Here is a 20299-nt window from a genome sequence, read left to right as displayed (position 1 = left end):
TTCCTCACCTTCGAAGCTGTGGCGCCTGTTGACGCCAATAGTCGGAAAAATATCCGGTGCGGCTATAGCATCGCACGCGCCTGAGGCAAAGCCATGGGGGGCGCTTTTTTGGCGCAGCGCAATAACGCTTTGCGCATTGCCAAACCATAATGCCGGAATACAGTCAGGCGAATCGCTTCGCCCGCCTTTTTGGCTAATCCCGGGATCACATCATGCGGAATTTTCTGCTTCTGACTGCCGCCGTCCTCTTTTCCCACAGCGCCCTTGCGGCAGGCCCTGCCGATCCCGTCCAGAAGGTGATGGATATCACCGTGAAGAACTGGTCCGGCGATGCCGAGAACTGGAAATACATCTTCGACGAGGACATGTTGACCAGCCTGTTCAGCAAGGATTTCGTCGCGCAATATCGCGAAGCCTCCAAGAAGCCCGCCTATGAGGCCGAGAGTGGCGAGAAGGGCGACCCCTTCGGTTACGATGTCGTTACCAATTCGCAGGATGGTTGCCCGCTCGAGGATGTGTCGGTGACGCCGGGCGCGGTCAAGGACGGTGTGACCGACGTGACTGCAAAGTTCAAGCTCTGGGCCTGCATGGACGAGGCCGAGATGAAGGCGACGGTTGACGAAGTGCATTTCGACGTCGTCGAGGAAGATGGCCGGCCGGTCATCAGCGATATTCATCGCGTTGGCGATGAGGGCAGGGATTCGCTGCGCGAAGAGATGGCAACGATCATCAAGGGGGAGTGAGGGGTGCTTGCATCCCTCCGCCTTTGATTTTAGCGCCGATCTGTGCCAGTGAAGCGCGCTTTAGCGCATCGGCTCGAAAACCGATGCGACGCTTCAACACACGGACAAACGACGATGGCAGGCACAAACAGCGAGCTTGAACTTGTGGCGGAAGGCCCGGCGATCATTCTGGTCGAACCGCAGCTCGGCGAAAATATCGGCATGGTGGCGCGGGCGATGGCCAATTTCGGGCTCGCCGAATTGCGCCTGGTCAATCCGCGCGATGGCTGGCCGAGCGAGAAGGCCCGCGCCGCCGCTTCCAAGGCTGATCACGTCATTGACGGGACGAAGGTGTTCGAGACGCTGGAAGAGGCGATCAAGGACCTGAACTTCGTCTATGCGACGACCGCGCGTGAGCGTTACGGGTTCAAGCCGGTCCGCGCTCCGGTCACCGCCGCCGAGACGTTGCGTGCAAAGTTCAAGACGGGGGAAAGAACCGGCATCCTGTTCGGGCGCGAGCGCTGGGGTCTTACCAATGAGGAAGTGGCGCTGGCCGACGAGATCGTGACATTTCCGGTCAATCCCGCTTTCGCCTCGCTTAACATCGCGCAGGCCGTGCTTTTGATGTCTTATGAATGGATGAAATCCGGCATGGACGATCTGGGCGAAACGCTTTTCCAGTCTGTCGAGCAGCGGCCTTCGACCAAGGAACAGGTCTTTGGCCTGTTCGAGCATATCGAGGAGGCGCTCGATGCGCGCGGTTATTTCCATCCGCCCGAAAAAAAGCCGAAAATGGTCGACAACCTGCGCGCAGTGCTGTCGAGACGCGGTTTTTCCGAGCAGGAAATCAGTGTTGTCCGTGGCGTGATCAATTCGCTCGACCGTTTTCCCCGGCAATGGCCAAAGCAGGCAGGCCGGGCGGGAACGGCAGAGGGAACATTGCCGAAAGGAACCGGGGAGAATGCTGAAGACGAGTGAGGCCGCAGCCGATGTGCTGAAACCGGTGCTGGTGTTTGATTCCGGCATTGGCGGGCTGACCGTGCTGCGCGAGGCGCGGGTGCTGATGCCCGAGCGCGGTTTCATCTATGTGGCCGACGATGCGGGTTTTCCCTATGGCGGCTGGGAAGAGGAGGCGTTGAAGGAGCGCATCCTTTCGCTCTTCGAAAAGCTGCTTGAAGACTATAGTCCCGAAGTCTGCGTCATCGCCTGCAACACCGCCTTCACGCTGGCCGGGGCCGACCTTCGCGCCCGCTTTCCGCAGATGACCTTCGTTGGCACTGTGCCCGCCATCAAGCCCGCCGCCGAGCGCACCCGTTCCGGCCTCGTTTCCGTGTTGGCGACGCCGGGCACCGTCAAGCGTGCCTATACGCGTGATCTTATCCAGTCCTTCGCCACCCAGTGCCATGTCCGGCTCGTCGGATCGGAAAATCTGGCGCGCATGGCCGAAAGCTGGATCAGGGGTGAGCCGGTTTCGGACGAAGCCGTGCTTGCCGAAATCGAACCCTGCTTCATCGACAGCGATGGCAAGCGCACCGACATCGTCGTTCTTGCCTGCACCCATTATCCCTTCATGGCCAATGTGTTTCGCAGGCTGGCCCCCTGGCCGGTGGACTGGCTCGACCCTGCCGAGGCGATTGCCCGGCGCGCCCGCCATCTGGTGCCGCTGCCACAGGATGCGGAACATCCCGATGGTTTTGACTTTGCCGTCTTCACCTCAGGCAAGCCCGACTTCGCCACGCGGCGGCTGATGCAGGGGTTTGGCCTCAGTGTGTCGTTGGTCTGAAGCCTGTTGTATTTTTGCATCTAATTTATCCGTCTTTTGCAATTCGAGATTGCGACCACTTGTCGCGCCGTATTTCTTGTGTAAGATGCTCATCGTCTGTAACCGCTATAAATGGAGGCGTGGAATGACTGATCATATGAATATACGCCTTAACGGCATGTCAGGCCTTTCCGGCATGATGTCCTGCGGCTACGTGACCCGAGGCATCTCCCTCCGATAAGGCTTAAAGCCTGATTTCCTTGCCGTTTGGCATTTTCACTTCGTTCGACATGTGATCGTGCGTCCGCGTGGCCCCTGCTGCTGCGTCCGCGCTTCCGGCATGTCGTTTTCCATCGATAAAGGACCTGGCCGCCTTGCCGCGCCGGGATGGATTTCCCATGCAGAAAAATCAACCATTGGTAGCATATGCGCTGCCGGATGCGGTCGATCGCTTGTTCGTCACATTCGGCGTCTGGAAAACCCTGAAGGCGGTTCTCGTTGCCGCACTGGTGCCGCGTGCGCCGCCGACTGATCCTGCCGATCTGCCGGAGCGCCTTCTGGTCGATATCGGCCTTGACCCCTCGCGCGTAAAGCGACGGCGGGATTGGGAGGTTCCTCATTGGGCGCCCCGGTTTTGATGTGACGGCCTCTCCCGTGCAGAGATGCGGGAGGGGCCGTATCGAACTTTGCCCGCCGGCGGCGGGGAAGATACTACAGGGACGTTTTCGGGTTGTTACAAGCGTGCTGCACGGTTTGTAAAATCCGGCTTGAAGCGAAACATTTTCCGTGGCTTGCTCAAGACTCGGGATAGAGGAGACCCATCATGCCATTGGAAAACTGGCTGGCCTTCGTGGCCGCATCCGCCATCATGCTCGCCATTCCGGGACCGACGATCCTGCTGGTGATTTCCTACGCGCTCGGCCATGGCCGCAAGGCGAGCACGGCGACGGTGACGGGCGTGGCGCTTGGTGATTTTACCGCCATGACGGCCTCGATGCTGGGGCTAGGCGCGCTGCTTGCCACATCGGCGGCGCTTTTCACCGGGCTGAAATGGATCGGTGCGGCTTATCTCATCTATCTCGGCATCAAGCTGTGGCGTTCACCGGTCAGCGGCGAGGGCGCGGAAGGGACAGGCGTGACCGGTCGCGAAAGGCCGCTCAAGATTTTCCTGCATGCCTATATCGTCACCGCGCTGAACCCGAAGAGCATCGTGTTCTTCGTGGCCTTCCTGCCGCAGTTTCTGGTGCCGACATCGCCCTTCTGGCCGCAGGTGCTGATTTTCGAGGTGACGTTCCTGGTGCTTGCCACTGTCAATGCGGCGCTTTATGGACTTCTGGCAAGTGCTGCCCGCAATACGATCCGCAAGCCGAAGGTTCAGCGCATCGTCAACCGCACGGGCGGCGGTCTCCTGATCGGTGCCGGTCTCATAGCCTTCGGCTGGAAGAGGGCGGTTTCGGCGTAAAGCGCCTCGATCACCTGAAATTCGGACACAACAAAATGGCATTGCCGCATATACTTCTCGCCCTGATCACCGTGTTTTTGTGGGGCTTCAACTTCGTCGTCATCAAGGTTGGCGTCGCCGATATGCCGCCATTGTTCCTGACGGGGGTGCGTTATCTCTTTGCGGCCGTGCCCCTGGTGTTCTTCCTGCCGAAACCCAACGTGCCGTGGCGGCATATGATCGTTTACGGCATGGCGATGGGTTTCGTGCAGTTCGGCCTGCTCTACCCGGCCATCAAGCTTGGCCTGCCGGCGGGGCTTGCTTCGCTCGTCATGCAGTCGCAGGCCTTTTTCACGCTGGCGCTTGCCGTGGTGTTTCTTGGCGAGCGGCCGTTGCCCTCGCAGATCGTCGGCGCGATCATTGCTTTCGGCGGGCTGGCGGTCATTGGCGTGGAGCGCATGACGGCGGCAGCGCTGATACCGCTCCTGATGGGGGTCGGCTCGGCCATTGCCTGGGCCTGTGGCAACATCGTCAACCGCCGCATCGGCCAGGTGAATGCGGTTTCCTTTGTTGCATGGACGAGCCTTGTGCCGGTTCTGCCGTTGATCCTGCTTTCGCTGGTGGTGGAAGGACCTGATGCGATTGCGGAAGGGCTGTTCAACGCGACGCCGACGATGGCTTTGGTGGTGATCTACATGGCCTATGGCGCGACCATCGTTGGCGCGGGCATCTGGAGTTACCTGCTTCTGCGTTATCCGGCCGGAACGGTGGCGCCGTTTTCACTGCTGGTGCCGATTGTCGGTTTCATCAGCGCCTATCTTGCTTTCGCAGAGCATATCACCGTCTTTGAAGTGGTCGGCGCCGCATTGGTCATCATCGGGCTGATGCTGAATGTGTTCGGCAGACGGCTTGCATTTTTGCGGGTCTCATCCGGAGCCGCATAGATGGGGCGTAATTGCCTGTGCATTACCGGCATGGGGCAGACGCAATCGGCGATTTTTTGGTAAAGAGCATGTTCGGCCGCCGCCACGGGAATCGGCCGGATGACATGCAGGACAAGGAACGAAACATTGCAGGTCGGCATCGACATGGGAACTCTATCGGGCGGGCAGCAGGCCAAGCTCGATATCGAGGAATTGCTTGCGACACGTTTGCTGGTGCAGGGCAATTCCGGTTCCGGCAAGTCGCATCTTCTGCGCCGGCTGCTCGAGCAATCGGCGCAATGGGTGCAACAGGTCATCATCGATCCCGAGGGTGATTTCGTCACGCTTTCCGACAAGTTCGGTCATGTGGTGGTGGATGGCGAGCGCACCGAAGCGGAACTTGCAGGTATCGCCAACCGCATTCGCCAGCACCGCGTTTCCTGCGTGCTGACGCTGGAAGGCCTTGATATCGAACAGCAGATGCGGGCCGCCGCCGCCTTCCTCAACGGCATGTTCGATGCGGATCGTGAATTCTGGTACCCGGTGCTTGTCGTGGTGGACGAGGCGCAGATGTTTGCGCCCTCCGTCGGCGGCGAGGTGACGGAAGATGCCCGCAAGGCGTCGCTCGGCGCCATGACCAATCTGATGTGCCGTGGGCGTAAACGCGGGCTTGCCGGCGTCATCGCCACGCAGCGTCTGGCGAAGCTCGCCAAGAACGTGGCAGCGGAAGCCTCGAACTTCCTGATGGGCCGCACCTTTCTTGATATCGACATGGCGCGCGCTGCTGACCTTCTTGGCATGGACCGGCGACAGGCGGAAATGTTTCGCGATCTGCAGCGCGGCAATTTCGTGGCGCTCGGCCCGGCGCTGTCGCGTCGCCCGCTGCCCATCGTCATTGGAGCGGTGGAGACCTCGGCGCGCTCCTCGTCGCCGAAGCTGATGCCGCTGCCGGATGCACCGCAGGATGTGGAGGACCTGATCTTCACGCCGGATCCGGAAGAGTTTACGCGCGCCGCCGTGCGCCGCACGCCGCCCGCGCCGCGTCCGACCACGGATATTCTGGCAGAGCTCTCCCGTTCCACACCCGCCGCCGTCGGTCCTTCACCGGAGCAATCGCCGCGCGCAGGTCAGCCGGAACTGACGCCGGAAGAACGTGAGGAAAAGATCGGTGCGGTTCTCGTTGAAATTCTCGACGATCCGCAATCGGCCTACCGCACCGATGCGGTGCTTTATCAGGATTTTCTGGTGCGCGCCCGCATGCGCCGTATTCCCGGCACGCCGATGACGCTGGCGGAATTCCGCCGACAGGTGGCGATTGCCCGCTCCGGTGTGGATGCGGCGATGGCGGCGAGCGAAGGCTGGGAAAAGGCGCTGGAACTGTCCATGTCGGTTTCCGACGATCTGCAGGGGGTCTTCCTGCTGCTGGTCAAGGCGGCGCTGGGTGAAGAACCCTGCCCATCGGATGCCCGCATTGCCCGGGCCTATGGCACCCATTCCGCCCGCCGCGCGCGGCGATTGCTCGGTTACTTCGAAGAGAAGGAGCTTGTGGTGGTGCATGCCGACTTCTCCGGCAAGCGCATAGTGGCTTTCCCCGATCTCGATGCAAAAACCGCACCCGGCGATGCGGATGCGGCTGAGGATGATACGCGGCTTGCGGCGGAGTAATCGCTATTCTGCAAAAAGCCGCATTGCGGAGCCGATTGTCGTGTAGAGGCCGACAAGGCTGAGGGCCAGGACGCAGACCAAAGAGACGATCACCAATATCGAGGTCATGCGATGCGACCGTTGATAGGGACGAGCGCCAATATCCGTTTGTATTGGAAGGATGTGGGAGAGCTGCGCCGCGGTCCATCCGCTGCGTTCGAATTCCGGTGAAGCGATAAACTCCGCCAGATGCCATTGCCGTCTCATGGAAGAGGGCAACTGCGCCAGAAAGCGTTGCGGTTCGCGCCTGTCATTTCTTGAGAGGAAGATATCAATCGCTTCCCGGAAGCGCTCGTCCCTTGCGCCTGAGCAGAACAACATACGCCCCGCTTCGATGAGATCATTCATCTCAAGCAGCACTTCGCCATATTTTTGAAAGAGCGCCAGATTGATTTCAGGATGGCTGAGTCTGCCTTGAAGGATTTCCTTCGTGCGCCAGAATTTCTGTTCGGAAATGGCCTGATCTACGAGTTCAAAGGTCATCTTAACGCAATGAGTTTCTATATTGGAGCAAATAGATTTTCGTCTCGGCAGCAATAGTCCGAAGTTTATATTTTCACTATCAAAAAAGAAAGAGGAGGCGTCATCGCCTCCTCCTTGCTCATCATTACTCGACTGCCTTCACTTCTTTCCGTGTCGCGATCAGCGAACCGATGATGCCGGTTGCGAGGATGGCGACGGTGACGCCGAGCGAGACGGCGGGCGGGATCTTGGCGATGCCCAGCATGTCGGCGACGAAAATCTTCGAACCGACGAAGACCAGAACCGCAGCCAGCGCATATTTCAGATAAGCGAAGCGGTGGATCAGGGCGGCGAGCGCAAAATAGAGGGCGCGCAGGCCAAGGATTGCGAAGATATTCGAGGTGTAGACGATAAACGGATCGGTGGTGATCGCGAAGATTGCCGGGATCGAATCGACCGCGAAGATCAGGTCGGCGATTTCGACCATGATGAGCGCCAGGAAGAGCGGCGTCACGAAGGTCTTCAGCTTGCCGGTGGTCGCATCCGTTTCCTTGACGAAGAATTTTTCGCCATGCAGCTTCTCCGTCACCGGCAGGCGGCTGCGCAGGAATTTCAGGATGCGGTTATTGCCGATGTCCGATTCGTCATGGTCGGACGAGAACAGCATCTTGAGGCCCGTGAAGACGAGGAAGGCCGCGAAGAGATAAAGCACCCAGTGGAAGTTTTCGACGATGGCCGCGCCGCCGGCGATCATGATGCCGCGCAGGACGATGACGCCGAGGATACCCCAGAGCAGCACACGGTGCTGATATTGGCGGGGAATGGCGAAATAGGAGAAGATCATGGCGATGATGAAGATATTGTCCATCGCCAGGCTTTTTTCGACCACGAAGCCGGTGACATATTCCATCGCCGACTGCTGGCCGGACTGGTACCAGATCCAGCCGCCAAAGGCCAAGCCGATGGCGATGTAAAAGCCGGACATCAGCAGGCTTTCACGAATGCCGATTTCCTTGGAATTCTTGTGCAGCACGCCGAGATCGAGCGCCAGGAGGCCAAGGACGAGAGAAATGAAGACCGCCCACATCCATGTGGGGGTACCGAGAAAATCGTTGAGGAGGAACTCCATCAGTCAACCTTTAGCCGGACGAGGTTGGCTTTGCGGATGGGGAACGTGTGTCAAGAATATACGTGGGCCCCAACCTAAAGAAACTCGACATCACGTGTTGTCCGGTAACACGTCAGAGGGGCCCGAGTTCTGATCACGATGGGTAAATGGGTGGCCGCTCGATGTTTTCAAGGGCAGGTCCAAGAAAAAAATCGGCAGGCGCTGTTTGACAAATTTGTAAAACGACTATAGAAGCCGCCCCAACGCCGGGCAGTGATGTCCGGTGTGTTTTGTTGACTGCCTTGCAGTGTAATAGCTGACGTTCGGCGGTCAATATCACCGACATGTCCCGTGGTTTCTCCATTTGCATGTGAGAAGCCTGTCAGAGGCCCTGAAACGGGCTTCAGAGGAGGGCGTGTTTCCTTGAACCGGTTTGGCAACAACCGGCATAACCTTTTGAGAAGGAAATACGATGAGCAAGCGCGAATCGGCTAAGTATAAAATTGACCGCCGCATGGGCGAAAATATCTGGGGTCGTCCGAAGTCCCCGGTTAACCGCCGCGAATACGGCCCGGGCCAGCACGGCCAGCGCCGCAAGGGCAAGATGAGCGACTTCGGCACGCAGCTGCGCGCCAAGCAGAAGCTCAAGGGCTACTACGGCGAACTGCGCGAAAAGCAGTTCCGCGCCACTTTCGACGAAGCAAACCGTCGCAAGGGTGACACCTCCGAGAACCTGATCGGCCTGCTCGAGTCGCGTCTGGACGCCATCGTCTACCGCGCCAAGTTCGTTCCGACCGTTTTCGCGTCGCGCCAGTTCATCAACCATGGCCACGTCACGGTTAACGGCGTTCGCGTCAACATCGGTTCTTACCGCTGCAAGCCGGGCGACGTTATCGAAGTTCGCCAGAAGTCCAAGCAGCTCGTAACCGTTCTGGAAGCCGTTCAGCTCGCTGAGCGTGACGTTCCGGACTACATCGAAGTTGACCACAACAAGATGGTTGCGACCTACGCCCGCGTTCCGGCTCTCTCCGACGTTCCGTACCCGGTCGTCATGGAACCGCATCTGGTCGTCGAATTCTACTCGCGTTAATCGACGCGTTTCAGTATTCAGGAAGCCGCCCTTCGGGGCGGCTTTTTTGTTTGTGGGGAAGGCTTTGCATGCAGGACATTCAGGCGATCGTCGATTCCATCTATGACAGCATGGCGCCGAGGCTCGGCGAGGGGAAGGTTGCGGATTACATTCCCGAACTTGCCAAGGTCGATCCCAACCAGTTCGGCATCGCCATCACCACTGTCGATGGAACCACCTATACGGCCGGCAATGCGCTCACGCCGTTTTCGATCCAGAGCATCTCCAAGGTCTTCATGCTGACGCTGGCGCTCGGCAAGGCGGGGGAAACGGTGTGGAACCGGGTGGGGCGCGAACCTTCAGGCTCTTCCTTCAACTCCATCGTCCAGCTGGAGCACGAGCACGGAATCCCACGCAATCCCTTCGTCAATGCCGGCGCCATCGTGGTCACCGATATCGTTCTTTCCGGCCATCAGCCGCGCGAGGCGATTGGCGAGCTTCTGCGCTTCGTCCGTTATCTCGCCGATGACGATACGATCAGCATTGATGACACGGTGGCAAAATCCGAGCAGGCGACGGGGTTCCGCAATTTCGCGCTTGCCAATTTCATGCGGTCCTTCGGCAATCTGCACCACCCCGTGGAATATACGCTCGGCGTTTATTTCCATCAGTGTGCTCTTTCCATGACCTGCGCGCAGCTTTCCCGCGCCGGCCTCTTCCTCGCCAATCGCGGCCGCAATCCGCTGACCGGCCACACGGTCGTCTCGGACCGCCGGGCGCGGCGTATCAATGCGCTAATGCTGACCTGTGGCCATTATGACGGATCGGGTGATTTCGCCTATCATGTCGGTCTGCCGGGCAAGAGCGGTGTGGGCGGCGGCATCATGGCGGTGGCGCCGGGGAACGCGTCCATCGCCGTCTGGTCACCGGGCCTCAACAAGGTCGGCAATTCGGCGCTTGGGTCACATGCGCTGGAAATGCTGGCGACGAAAACCGGCTGGTCGGTATTCGGGGCTTGATATTGCCGGCGGATGGGGGCATTGCCTGCATGTAGAACGGCAGTCGTGCCGGAGCGAGCTGATGATGAACATTCTCACCAAGATCGATGATTTTGTAGATCAGGCCGGGGCCGACCAGATTGGGGCGGATCAGGAAGCGTCCGAAGAAAACGGCAGCTCGCATCCCCTGTTCGACAATGCACCGCGTTCGGTGTCGTTCAACAAGCTGCGCAAACGGCTGCTGCGCAATGTGCGCCAGGCCTTTACCGATTTCGGCATGCTGAATGGCCAGAAGCGCTGGCTTGTCGGCCTTTCCGGCGGCAAGGACAGCTATGGGCTGCTGGCGCTGCTGCTCGATCTCAAATGGCGTGGCCTTTTGCCGGTGGAACTTGTTGCCTGCAATCTCGATCAGGGCCAGCCGAATTTTCCCAAGCACGTGTTGCCGGAGTATCTGGCGAAGATCGGTGTCCCCCATCGCATCGAATATCGCGACACCTATTCCGTGGTGAAGGAAAAGGTGCCTTCGGGCGGCACTTACTGTTCGCTCTGTTCGCGGCTCAGGCGCGGCAATCTCTACCGCATCGCGCGGGAAGAGGGCTGCGACGCGCTGCTGCTTGGCCATCATCGCGAGGATATTCTTGAGACCTTCTTCATGAATTTCTTCCATGGCGGCCGGCTGGCCGGAATGCCGGCGAAGCTTTTGAATGATGAGGGTGACCTGATGGTCATGCGCCCGCTTGCCTATTGCGCCGAGGAAGATATGGCGAAATTCGCGGCGGCGATGGAATTTCCGATCATTCCCTGTGATCTCTGCGGCTCGCAGGACGGGCTTCAGCGCAATGCGATGAAGGAGATGCTGGCCGACATAGAAAGGCGTATGCCCGGCCGCAAGGATGTGATGCTGAGGGCGCTTGCCCATGTCAATCCGTCGCATCTGCTCGATCCGAAGCTTTTTGATTTTTCCGCGCTCGCTGTCACCGGCGCGTCACCTGAAGAGCGTACGGAGGCCCGCCCTCCCTTATGAAGAAGTGCCCCGCGCGATGACCCTTTCCGACAAAGATATCGACTTCCTCGTTTCCACCGTTGCTGCTGCCGGTGTGGATGAAATTCTGCCCCGCTTCCGAAACCTGAGCGCCGGCGCAATCTCCGAAAAGACCTCTGCCGTCGATCTCGTTACCGAGGCCGATGTTCTGGCGGAAAAGGCGATCACCGCCGCGCTGCTTGAGCGATTTCCAAAGGCCCATATCGTCGGCGAAGAGGCCTATGACGCGGATCAGTCCGTCATTCCCGCGCTTGCCGATGCGCCGCTTGCCTTCGTGATCGATCCCATTGACGGCACTTTCAATTATGCTGCCGGCTTTCCCGCTTTCGGCACGCTGCTCGCGGTCACCGTTAACGGTGAGACGGTGGCGGGCATTATCCACGATCCTGTCATGGGCGATACCATCGTCGCTCTCAAGGGCGAGGGGGCCTATCTCAACCGCAAGAACGGTTCGCAGGCGAAGCTCAAGGTCGCGGATCCCGCGCCACTATCCGAAATGGTCGGCATCTTTTCCTGGGGCCATAGCCACGAGGATCGCCGTCCGGTGATTGCCGCCAATATGGCGAAGATCAAGATGGCGCTCTCGCTGAATTGTTCGGCACATGAATATTGGCTCGCCTCGGCCGGCAAGCTGCATTTCATCGGCCATGAAAAGCTGATGCCGTGGGATCATCTCGCCGGTGTTCTTATCCATCAGGAAGCGGGCGGCTATACGGCCCGTTTCGACAACACGCCCTACCGGCCGGGACAGACGACGGGTGGCATCCTGTCGGCCCCCGACAAGGAGAGCTGGAAGATGCTGCGCCGGGAAATCGTGGCTTTATAAGTTTTACGCCTAGACAGAAGGATCTCGCCCATGGCTATCGAACTCGACATCGCCTCTCTTGCCAACGCGCTTCAGGAGGCGGCGGCAGTGGAAATCCTGCCGCGGTTCCGCAATCTGGGCGAAGGCGATGTGCGGATCAAGAGCGAGGCGATCGATCTCGTCACCGAGGCTGACGAGGCCGCCGAGCGGCTGATCCGCGCCCGCGTGCAGGAAATCATGCCGCAGGCGCTGTTCATCGGCGAAGAGGCGGTGGCGGCGGATGCCTCGCTGCTTGGCAAGCTTGCCGACGCCGATCTTGCCGTGGTGGTCGATCCGATCGACGGCACCTATAATTTCGCTTCCGGCCTGCCGCTCTTCGGCGTGATGATGAGTGTCATCTCCAAGGGTGAGACTGTCGCGGGCCTCATCTTCGACCCGATGGGCAATGATTGGGCGATTGCCGAAAAGGGCTCCGGTGCGTGGCTTTGCAGCGCCGATGGCGCGCAGACGCAGATGTCCGTGGTACCGGCGCCTGAATTGTCGCAGATGGTTGGCATCGCCAATACCGGCTATTTCGATGTGGAGACCCGCCGCAAGATTCTGACGAACCTCGCCGATGTGCGGCTCTTCACCAGCTATCGCTGCGCGGCGCATGAATACCGCCTGTTCTGCGGCGGCCACATGCATTTCCTGATGTATAACAAGCTGATGCCCTGGGACCATCTGGCCGGCACGCTGCTTTCGCAGGAAGCGGGCGCTTATGCGGCCCGTCTCGACGGCTCGCCCTATCTGCCGCGTCATGTGGATGGCGGACTGCTGCTTGCGCCGGACCAGGAGACCTGGGAATTGCTGCGCGAGAAGATTTTCACGGTTTGAGTTGCGCGACCACGTTGCGGTTCGATGAAGTTTACCGGTCTCACATCCGTCATCCTCGGGCTTGACCCGAGGATCCACAGGTGGTTGAGGCGATGGATCCTCGGGTCAAGCCCGAGGATGACGCCGAGAGCGGAGAACGGATGACGTTGAAAGCGAAGCGCAATTGGCAGACAAATAAAAAAGGGCGCGGAACAAAATTCCGCGCCCTTTTATTTTTCTAACCGCCCTTACCGTGTCGGCTTGTTGTGCGCCTGAAACAGCATACCCTTTTCGCCGATCAGCACGAAGATCAGGCCGATAATGGAGACGACGAAAAAGCCTGCCACCATTGGCAGCGCCGTGCCATCGAAGGCCTGGCCGATGGCGGCACCGATGAGCGAGCCGCCGACCGTACCCATGAAGCCGATGACGGAGGAGGCGGTGCCGGCGACATGGCCGAGCGGCTCCATGGCGAGCGAATTGAAGTTCGACCCGATCCAGCCGAACTGGAACATGGCGAGCGCGAAGAACACGATGAAGATCGCGAAAGGCATCGGTTCCGGTCCCAGCACCTGCACCACCAGCCAGACGAAGGTGATGGCGATGAAACCGAGCAGCGATCCGTGCGACAGCTTGCGCATGCCGAACCTGCCGACCAGCCTTGCATTGATGAAGGACGAGAAGGCCATGAACAGGGCGACGCCCGCAAAGGCGGCGGCAAACCATGCGCCGAGGCCATAGATGCCCTTATAGACCTGTTCAGCCGAGTTGATGAAGCCGAACAGTGCCCCGAAGATGAAGGTGCTGGAGAGCGTGTAGCAGAGCGCGATACGGTTGGTGAGAACGATCTTGAAGCCGCCAAGCACCGAACGGGCGGTGAAAGGGCGGACATCGTCCGGATGCAGCGTTTCCGGCAGGCGGAAATACATCCAGGCCGTCACCACGGCGGCAATTGCCGCCATGAAGGCGAAGATCAGGTGCCAGTTACCGAAAAACAGCACGATCTGGCCGGTGCCGGGCGCGATGACCGGAACGACCATGAAGACCATCATGATCAGCGACATGACTTCCGCCATCTGGCGGCCGCCATAGATGTCGCGCACGATCGAGATGGTGATGACGCGTGTCGCCGCCGAGCCGATGCCCTGAATGAAACGCAGCAGCAGCAGGCCGGAGAAGGACGGTACAAAGACAACGGCGAGGGCTGAAACGATGTAGATCGCAAGCCCGACAAGCATTGGCTTGCGGCGTCCGAAACGGTCCGAGATCGGCCCATATAGAAGCTGGGCGACGCCAAAGCCCAGGAGATAGGTGGAGATCACATATTGGCGGTGGTTTTCATTGACCACGCCCAGCGATGCACCGATTTCCTGAAGGCCGGGCAGCATGATGTCGATGGCGAGCGCGTTCAGCGCCATCAGCATTGCGGCCAGCGCAATGAATTCCGTGCGCCCCATCGAGCCTGCGCGCGAAGCGGTGGATTGTGAAAGTTCTGTCACAGGATTGCCCCAAAAAGAACGGCAAAGGCGTTGCATGAAGCAACGCCTGGCATAAATTTCTGACAATCAGGGTGGGCCGGATGAACCGGCCGAAATCAGGCCGCGCCGCGGACGCTGATACCCTGTTCTTGGAAGTGGTTTTGAAGTTCGCCGGACTGGAACATCTCTCTTACGATGTCACAGCCGCCGACGAATTCGCCCTTGACGTAGAGCTGCGGGATGGTCGGCCAGTTGGAATAGTCCTTGATGCCCTGGCGGATATCTGCATCGGCAAGCACGTTGATGCCCTTGTAGTCGACGCCGAGATAATCGAGGATCTGTACCACCTGGCCGGAAAAACCGCACTGCGGAAATTGCGGGGTGCCCTTCATGAAAAGAACGATATCGTTGCTCTTCACTTCGATGTCGATCATGTCGTGAATGCCGCTCATAGGCCTATTCCTTTCACATGCGGTTCAAGGCCGCTGCTTTCTGTTTGTTCCTAAATAACATGTCGCGGCGCGATTTCCACCCGGAAAGCGTAAAAAACTGCGGGTGTGGCATCGCTGATTGCGGGTCGAAACTCCGGTTACCAGCGCGTCGTTCTCTTCGGGTAAGAAAAGTCGAGAACTATTTTTCCGATTGGCTCGCGCCGCGTGAAGACTGGTTTTATTATCGGACCTGTTCTGCCATTATAAATATTGAGCTCTTGTTTGTTCTCGAACGGCAACGTGTCCCCGCCACTATTCAGTGAGCAGTCATCCTCGCAAACGATTTTTATCTCGCTGGTGAAGCGACCCGCTTTAATATCGATAATTAGTTTAGGACTTTCCTGTTCTACGAGGCGGCAGGTTTCGCCTATCTTACAGAAGGCTGTGCCGGATATCCTGTCAGCACTAGCGAGCGTCACGATGAAGCCGACTTTGATGTCTTTGCCGTCCTCAACCTCTGCGGTGCCTTGCAGCGGTCCGGAAATCGCCAGCAGCAAAAAAATGGGGAGCAGGCGGAGACGACGCATCATTTATATCTCTGCCGGCTGCGGGCAGCGGCTGTGCGTCTTTTGCTCACCTGCTTCTTGGCTGGCTTGGGTTTGACGGCGGCGTTGAGTGCTGCTTCGAGGACGGATCCGACGATGCCGCCGGCAAGCGAGCCGGTACTTTTCGTTCGGCGCGCCCGGCGCGTTTTGCGGATGCCGGTATTGGTGAGGATTTCAGACAGCGCGCCCTTGACGACGCCGTTGAGCACTTGATCGACGATGCCAGACAAATTTCCCTCGCCAATAAATAAATCACATTTCCGTCGCGTTTTTTACTATACGTGCATCGCCCACTGTATCAAGCGATCCTTTCGGGTGTCTCTAGCCTGAAGGTTTATGCATGCCGACCGTCAAGTCACGACTTGTTCTTTATTTCCCCGGTTTCGATCCGCTCGATGCGGCGGCCCATCACCTGCGTTACCAGCGGGCAGCGGCGCTGGCCGGCAAGACATGGGATGTCGATTATAAGGTGGGAGCGCTGGAGACTTCGCCGGCGGGTGAGACATTCACGGTAGAGGCCTCGGCGGGCGACTGGCGGACGCGTTCGGAGATTTTTGTCTATGACCATAACGACGTTATCTCGCAGTTGCGGGATGCGCCGGTCTGGCGCCAGACATTGCTCGGGTTCAAGGCCGGGGCGGGCATTGTCAGTGAGGGCGGTGCTGCGCGCTATTTCCGCCACGCCTGGCGTTTTGGCCTGTTCTTCATCTTCCCGTTTTTGCTGATGCTTGTCGGCGGTGCACTTGCTGTCGGCATTGCGCTTTCACCATGGCTTTTTGGTTTGCCGCTCTGGCTTCTCGCGATCAGCCTTCCCGCCGCCGCCCTGTTTTTCGTAAAGGTGTTCCTGCCATTTGCGGAGCGGTTTCACACCCTGCATCTTTATGCGGACTGGCGCTTCGCGCTCGCGGTTGGCCGCGATGAGCCGATTGCCCGTGACTGGATCGAGGAGAGGGCAGCACTTGTTCTGACGGCGCTGGAGCAGCCCGCGGATGAGGTTCTGGTGGTTTCCCACAGCATGGGCGCCAGCCTTGCGCTCGCCGTGATCGGCCGTGTGCTGGAACTGAAGCCGGATGCGCTGGATGGCCGGAAACTGTCCTTCGCGACCTTGGGCGGGGCGGCGCTGCAATGTGCGTTCCTGACGAGTGCGGGCAGGCTTCGCGAAAGCGTCGGCTCGATCGCCCGTCACCCGGAGGTGACATGGTTCGATATCCAGTGCCTGACCGATCCTATCCACCTCTACCGGTGCAATACCGTGGGCTTAACCGGCCATAAAGATGCGCCGCAGCCGAAGATCGTGCCGATCCGCTTCAAGCATTCGCTTTCGCCGGAGCGTTATAAGAAGAACAAGCGCAACTTCCTGCGCATGCACCGGCAATATGTTCTGGGGCCGGATCGCAAATCCGGTTACGATTTTACCCTGCTGACGGCGGGGCCTTTGCCTGCCGCCTCCTTTGCCGATCTGGATTCGCAGACGCCGCCAGTCCTGTAAGCGGCGCTGATCCACTCGGCCGGACATGAAGAGGCCCGCGTGAGAGTATCACGCGGGCCTTGATTTATTCCGCAAGTTTCACGCTCTGCCGCAGGCGGGACAGAGACGTGCCGTTGCCGGAACCGTTTTCACGGGCGCCATCATTCGGGAGCCGAGGTCTGCAGGGCAAGCGCATGCAGAACGCCGCCCATATTGCCCTTCAGCGCGTCATAGACCATCTGGTGCTGCTGCACGCGGGTCTTGCCCTTGAATGCTTCCGCAACGACTTCAGCCGCGTAATGATCGCCATCACCGGCCAGATCGCGGATCGTGACCTTTGCCCCGGGAATTCCCGCCTTAATCATGTCTTCAATGTCGCCGGGTTTCATGGGCATGGTGTTTCTCCTTAATTCATTCTGCGGCGAGCAAAGTTTCGCCGTCCATGAATTTAGGGAACCACGATTCATAGGCCAAGTGCAATTCTTTAATCTCGACAGCCCGCGCCGTGCCCAGCTTTACGCTCGCACCGCCGGTAACGCCGATAACCGGGCAGGAAACGCCCGCCGCCTTCGCTGCTGCCTGCACCTCGTCGAGATCGGCCTTTTTGACCGTCAGAACGTAACGGCCCTGATCTTCGCCATAGAAGGTGAGGACCGGGTTGTGACCTTCGACCGCGTCGATGGTTGCGCCGATGCCCGACGAAATCGCCATTTCGGCAACTGCAAGCGCGAGGCCGCCCGAAGAGCAATCATGAACCGCGGTGGCAAGACCATCCGTGATGAGCGTACGGACGAAATCGCCGTTCTTCTTTTCGGCGGCCAGATCGACATGCGGTGCCGGACCATCGATGCGGCCATGAATGTCACGCATGTAAACCGACTGGGCGATATGCGTGCCGAGGCCGGCAGGGGCGCCAACGAGCAGCACCACTTCGTCAGCGGCGGCGAAACGGATGCGCGCCATGCGGCCCCAATCCTTCAGCAGGCCAACGCCGCCGATGGTGGGGGTGGGCAGGATCGCCTGGCCATTGGTTTCGTTATAGAGCGAGACGTTGCCAGAAACGATGGGGAATTCCAGCACACGGCAGGCTTCTCCGATGCCCTTGATGGCATGGACCAGCTGGCTCATGATTTCAGGCTTTTCGGGGTTGCCGAAATTGAGGTTGTCGGTGGCCGCCAGCGGCAAAGCGCCGGTTGCGGTGATGTTGCGCCAGCATTCGGCGACGGCCTGCTTGCCGCCTTCGAACGGGTCGGCCTCGACATAACGCGGTGTGACGTCGGAGGAGAAGGCGAGCGCCTTCTTGTCATGGCCTTCGACGCGCACCACGCCGGCATCGCCGCCGGGAAGCTGCAGCGAATTGCCCTGGATCAGCGTGTCATATTGTTCGTAAACCCAGCGGCGCGAGGAATTGTTGGCCGAACCGACCAGCGATACCAGCGCATCGGCGATATCGGCGGCGGGGACGTCGTTTTCTGCCAGCGGCGCGGGCACCTTGGCGGGCGTCCATGGGCGGTCATATTCGGGAGCCTCGTCGCCGAGTTCCTTGATCGGCAGGTTGGCGACTTCCTCGCCATTGTGCAGCACGCGGAAGCGCAGGTCGTCGGTGGTCTTGCCGACAATCGCGAAATCCAGACCCCATTTGACGAAGATCGCCTTGGCGACCTCTTCCTTGGAGGGCTCGAGAACCATGAGCATGCGCTCCTGGCTTTCCGACAGCATCATTTCGTAAGCCGTCATGCGCTCTTCGCGCACCGGTACGGCGTTCAAGTCAAGTTCGATGCCGAGATCGCCCTTGGCGCCCATTTCAACGGCCGAGCAGGTGAGGCCGGCGGCGCCCATGTCCTGAATGGCGATGACAGCGCCGGTCTTCATCAGCTCGAGGCAGGCTTCCAGCAGGCACTTTTCGGTGAAGGGGTCGCCGACCTGAACGGTCGGGCGCTTTTCCTCGATGGATTCGTCGAATTCGGCGGACGCCATGGTCGCACCGCCGACGCCGTCGCGGCCGGTCTTCGCACCGAGATAAACGACCGGCAGGCCGACGCCCTTGGCTTCCGAGAGGAAGATCGCGTTGGACTTGGCAAGGCCGGCGGCAAAGGCGTTGACGAGGATGTTGCCGTTATAACGGGGATCGAATTCCACTTCGCCGCCGACAGTCGGCACGCCGAAGGAATTGCCGTAACCGCCGACACCGGCGACGACGCCGGCCACGAGGTGGCGGGTCTTCGGATGATCCGGCGCGCCAAAACGCAGGGCGTTCATGGCCGCGATCGGGCGTGCGCCCATGGTGAAGACGTCACGCAGGATGCCGCCGACGCCGGTTGCCGCACCCTGGTAGGGCTCGATATAGGACGGGTGGTTGTGGCTCTCCATCTTGAAGACGACGCAGTCACCATCGTCGATATCGACCACACCGGCGTTTTCGCCGGGGCCCTGAATGACGCGCGGTCCTGTTGTCGGCAGGGTCTTCAGCCACTTCTTGGAAGACTTATAGGAGCAGTGCTCGTTCCACATGGCCGAGAAAATGCCAAGCTCGGTAAAGCTGGGCTCCCGTCCGATCAGGTCGAGGATACGCTGGTATTCGTCGGGCTTCAGCCCGTGGGATGCAACGAGTTCCGGGGTGATCTTGATGGAATTTGAGATAGACATAGGTCTCACGCGGTTCGAGCCGAGGAAAGTTTCCGGTTCTTTAGCGCAAGAGGCTTGATCGTGCGACAGGAAAATGCGCCGTTTTGCCGGCAAAGCGCTGCTTTGTTGGCTTATTCAGAACTTGTAGCCGACCATTAGTCCTACACGCGTCAGCCCGTCATTGGGGCCGTCGCACAGATTGGCATGTGAGGCGTGTTCGATCTGGGTCGAGATATTCCAGTTGCTGTTGAAGCGATATCCGATGGCGGCATATTCATGAAAAAGCACGCGGCAGCCAAATTCCGCGCCGGTTTCGCCCGGACCGTTTCTCAGCCTGCCGTCATGCCACAGGCCGCCGAAGCCGAGATCGACGAAAATCTTCGGATTGAGGTCGAAGGTCCAGTTGACGCCGCCGTAAATGGTATTCGCTTCGCCCTCGGTGCCGATTTCCGCACCCAGATGCAGTCGTGGGCGAGCGAGCTTTTCGCCAAGGGTGACGGCCGAGGCACTGGCGAAGGGATCGAAATAGGCGGTGAAGGCTGGAAAAACGCCGTCTTCGCCGCCGTCATCGCGATTGGCGAGCGAGGTTGTGACCCCGAAACGCAATTCATCGAAAACGGTCCCATCTGCGGCGATGGCCGGCGTCATATCAGTCAACACATATGCTGCGAAAACCATCACAAGAGCGAAGAATGCCCTGGCGGAAGTGGAACCGAATGCTGCCATCGAATCATTCCCCGCTGCGAAGTAGGGAAAGGATGGCAGATTCGCCGGTTTGGTAAATGATGAGTTACTGAATTA

General features: G+C 59.3%; 22 protein-coding genes. 13 read left to right on the top strand and 9 right to left on the bottom strand.

Annotation, left to right across the window (positions count from 1 at the left end; genetic code table 11):
• The first annotated feature begins 212 nt into the window (after nt 1-212).
• From AGR13A_RS09090 to AGR13A_RS09060, 7 genes are all read left to right on the top strand, one after another.
• Nucleotides 213-743 (top strand): hypothetical protein, encoded by a 531-nt coding sequence (locus AGR13A_RS09090; RefSeq protein ID WP_035224174.1) that lies wholly within the window; start codon nt 213-215, stop codon nt 741-743.
• Nucleotides 744-857: 114 nt separating this feature from the next.
• Complete coding sequence (locus AGR13A_RS09085) at nt 858-1700, top strand: RNA methyltransferase (RefSeq protein WP_035224320.1); 843 nt, start codon at nt 858-860, stop codon at nt 1698-1700.
• Nucleotides 1684-2505, top strand: coding sequence for a glutamate racemase (gene murI, locus AGR13A_RS09080; RefSeq protein WP_080834875.1), 822 nt, complete (start codon nt 1684-1686; stop codon nt 2503-2505). Before AGR13A_RS09085 ends, murI begins: the two co-directional genes overlap by 17 nt.
• Before the next feature lie 377 nt (nt 2506-2882).
• Nucleotides 2883-3122, top strand: coding sequence for a hypothetical protein (locus AGR13A_RS09075; RefSeq protein ID WP_080834873.1), 240 nt, complete (start codon nt 2883-2885; stop codon nt 3120-3122).
• A 185-nt stretch (nt 3123-3307) separates the two neighbouring features.
• The gene (locus tag AGR13A_RS09070; RefSeq protein ID WP_080834871.1) at nt 3308-3946 is read left to right on the top strand and encodes a LysE family translocator; all 639 of its coding nucleotides are present in this window, start codon (nt 3308-3310) and stop codon (nt 3944-3946) included.
• A 35-nt stretch (nt 3947-3981) separates the two neighbouring features.
• Nucleotides 3982-4869 carry an EamA family transporter gene (locus AGR13A_RS09065; RefSeq protein WP_080834869.1) on the top strand — a complete coding sequence of 296 codons (888 nt, stop codon included), beginning with the start codon at nt 3982-3984 and terminating at the stop codon, nt 4867-4869.
• Between the two features lie 126 nt (nt 4870-4995).
• Nucleotides 4996-6513: an ATP-binding protein gene (locus AGR13A_RS09060; RefSeq protein ID WP_167377533.1), complete on the top strand. Its 1518-nt coding sequence runs from the start codon at nt 4996-4998 to the stop codon at nt 6511-6513.
• A gap of 3 nt (nt 6514-6516) precedes the next feature.
• Here AGR13A_RS09060 and AGR13A_RS09055 read toward each other — a convergent pair whose 3' ends face one another.
• Together AGR13A_RS09055 and AGR13A_RS09050 are read right to left on the bottom strand one after the other, a co-directional pair.
• Nucleotides 6517-7035 (bottom strand): hypothetical protein, encoded by a 519-nt coding sequence (locus AGR13A_RS09055; RefSeq protein WP_080834865.1) that lies wholly within the window; start codon nt 7033-7035, stop codon nt 6517-6519.
• 124 nt (nt 7036-7159) lie between these two features.
• A complete protein-coding gene (locus AGR13A_RS09050; protein WP_080834864.1) occupies nt 7160-8143 on the bottom strand; it encodes a TerC family protein in 984 nt (327 codons plus the stop codon).
• Nucleotides 8144-8594: 451 nt separating this feature from the next.
• Between AGR13A_RS09050 and rpsD the strand changes: the two genes are divergently transcribed.
• The 5 genes from rpsD (at nt 8595) to AGR13A_RS09025 (ending at nt 12912) form a co-directional block, all read left to right on the top strand.
• Nucleotides 8595-9212, top strand: coding sequence for a 30S ribosomal protein S4 (gene rpsD / locus AGR13A_RS09045; RefSeq protein ID WP_003520423.1), 618 nt, complete (start codon nt 8595-8597; stop codon nt 9210-9212).
• A 68-nt stretch (nt 9213-9280) separates the two neighbouring features.
• A complete protein-coding gene (locus tag AGR13A_RS09040; RefSeq protein WP_035224194.1) occupies nt 9281-10210 on the top strand; it encodes a glutaminase in 930 nt (309 codons plus the stop codon).
• Nucleotides 10211-10271: 61 nt separating this feature from the next.
• Nucleotides 10272-11213, top strand: coding sequence for a tRNA 2-thiocytidine(32) synthetase TtcA (gene ttcA, locus AGR13A_RS09035; RefSeq protein WP_167377450.1), 942 nt, complete (start codon nt 10272-10274; stop codon nt 11211-11213).
• 16 nt (nt 11214-11229) lie between these two features.
• Nucleotides 11230-12057: an inositol monophosphatase family protein gene (locus AGR13A_RS09030; protein WP_080834861.1), complete on the top strand. Its 828-nt coding sequence runs from the start codon at nt 11230-11232 to the stop codon at nt 12055-12057.
• A gap of 30 nt (nt 12058-12087) precedes the next feature.
• The gene (locus AGR13A_RS09025) at nt 12088-12912 is read left to right on the top strand and encodes an inositol monophosphatase family protein (RefSeq protein WP_080834859.1); all 825 of its coding nucleotides are present in this window, start codon (nt 12088-12090) and stop codon (nt 12910-12912) included.
• Between the two features lie 227 nt (nt 12913-13139).
• Here the strand turns inward: AGR13A_RS09025 and AGR13A_RS09020 are convergent, their stop codons facing one another.
• The 4 genes from AGR13A_RS09020 to AGR13A_RS09005 form a co-directional block, all read right to left on the bottom strand.
• Entirely contained in the window at nt 13140-14348 is a 1209-nt protein-coding gene (locus AGR13A_RS09020) for a multidrug effflux MFS transporter (protein WP_035224204.1), read from the bottom strand.
• 137 nt (nt 14349-14485) lie between these two features.
• Nucleotides 14486-14821: a Grx4 family monothiol glutaredoxin gene (gene grxD / locus AGR13A_RS09015; RefSeq protein WP_080834857.1), complete on the bottom strand. Its 336-nt coding sequence runs from the start codon at nt 14819-14821 to the stop codon at nt 14486-14488.
• Nucleotides 14822-14958: 137 nt separating this feature from the next.
• The gene (locus tag AGR13A_RS09010) at nt 14959-15390 is read right to left on the bottom strand and encodes a hypothetical protein (RefSeq protein ID WP_080834854.1); all 432 of its coding nucleotides are present in this window, start codon (nt 15388-15390) and stop codon (nt 14959-14961) included.
• Nucleotides 15387-15635 carry a hypothetical protein gene (locus AGR13A_RS09005; protein WP_080834852.1) on the bottom strand — a complete coding sequence of 83 codons (249 nt, stop codon included), beginning with the start codon at nt 15633-15635 and terminating at the stop codon, nt 15387-15389. Before AGR13A_RS09005 ends, AGR13A_RS09010 begins: the two co-directional genes overlap by 4 nt.
• A gap of 110 nt (nt 15636-15745) precedes the next feature.
• On the opposite strand from AGR13A_RS09005, the gene AGR13A_RS09000 reads away from it, so the two are divergent.
• A complete protein-coding gene (locus tag AGR13A_RS09000) occupies nt 15746-16894 on the top strand; it encodes a hypothetical protein (protein ID WP_080834849.1) in 1149 nt (382 codons plus the stop codon).
• Nucleotides 16895-17034: 140 nt separating this feature from the next.
• On the opposite strand, the gene AGR13A_RS08995 is transcribed toward AGR13A_RS09000, so the two are convergent.
• The 3 genes from AGR13A_RS08995 to AGR13A_RS08985 all read right to left on the bottom strand — a co-directional run bounded on the left by AGR13A_RS08995 (nt 17035) and on the right by AGR13A_RS08985 (nt 20224).
• The gene (locus tag AGR13A_RS08995) at nt 17035-17268 is read right to left on the bottom strand and encodes a BolA/IbaG family iron-sulfur metabolism protein (protein ID WP_003507909.1); all 234 of its coding nucleotides are present in this window, start codon (nt 17266-17268) and stop codon (nt 17035-17037) included.
• 16 nt (nt 17269-17284) lie between these two features.
• A complete protein-coding gene (gene purL / locus AGR13A_RS08990) occupies nt 17285-19519 on the bottom strand; it encodes a phosphoribosylformylglycinamidine synthase subunit PurL (protein WP_080834847.1) in 2235 nt (744 codons plus the stop codon).
• 114 nt (nt 19520-19633) lie between these two features.
• Nucleotides 19634-20224, bottom strand: a complete 591-nt coding sequence (locus AGR13A_RS08985; RefSeq protein WP_035224214.1) for an acyloxyacyl hydrolase — start codon at nt 20222-20224, stop codon at nt 19634-19636.
• Nucleotides 20225-20299: the final 75 nt, after the last annotated feature.

Source organism: Agrobacterium genomosp. 13 str. CFBP 6927, assembly GCA_900012615.1.
In the GTDB taxonomy this organism is placed as follows: domain Bacteria; phylum Pseudomonadota; class Alphaproteobacteria; order Rhizobiales; family Rhizobiaceae; genus Agrobacterium.
The sequence above is the reverse complement of the archived record's forward strand: the minus strand, read 5'-3'. Positions and strand labels throughout refer to the sequence as shown.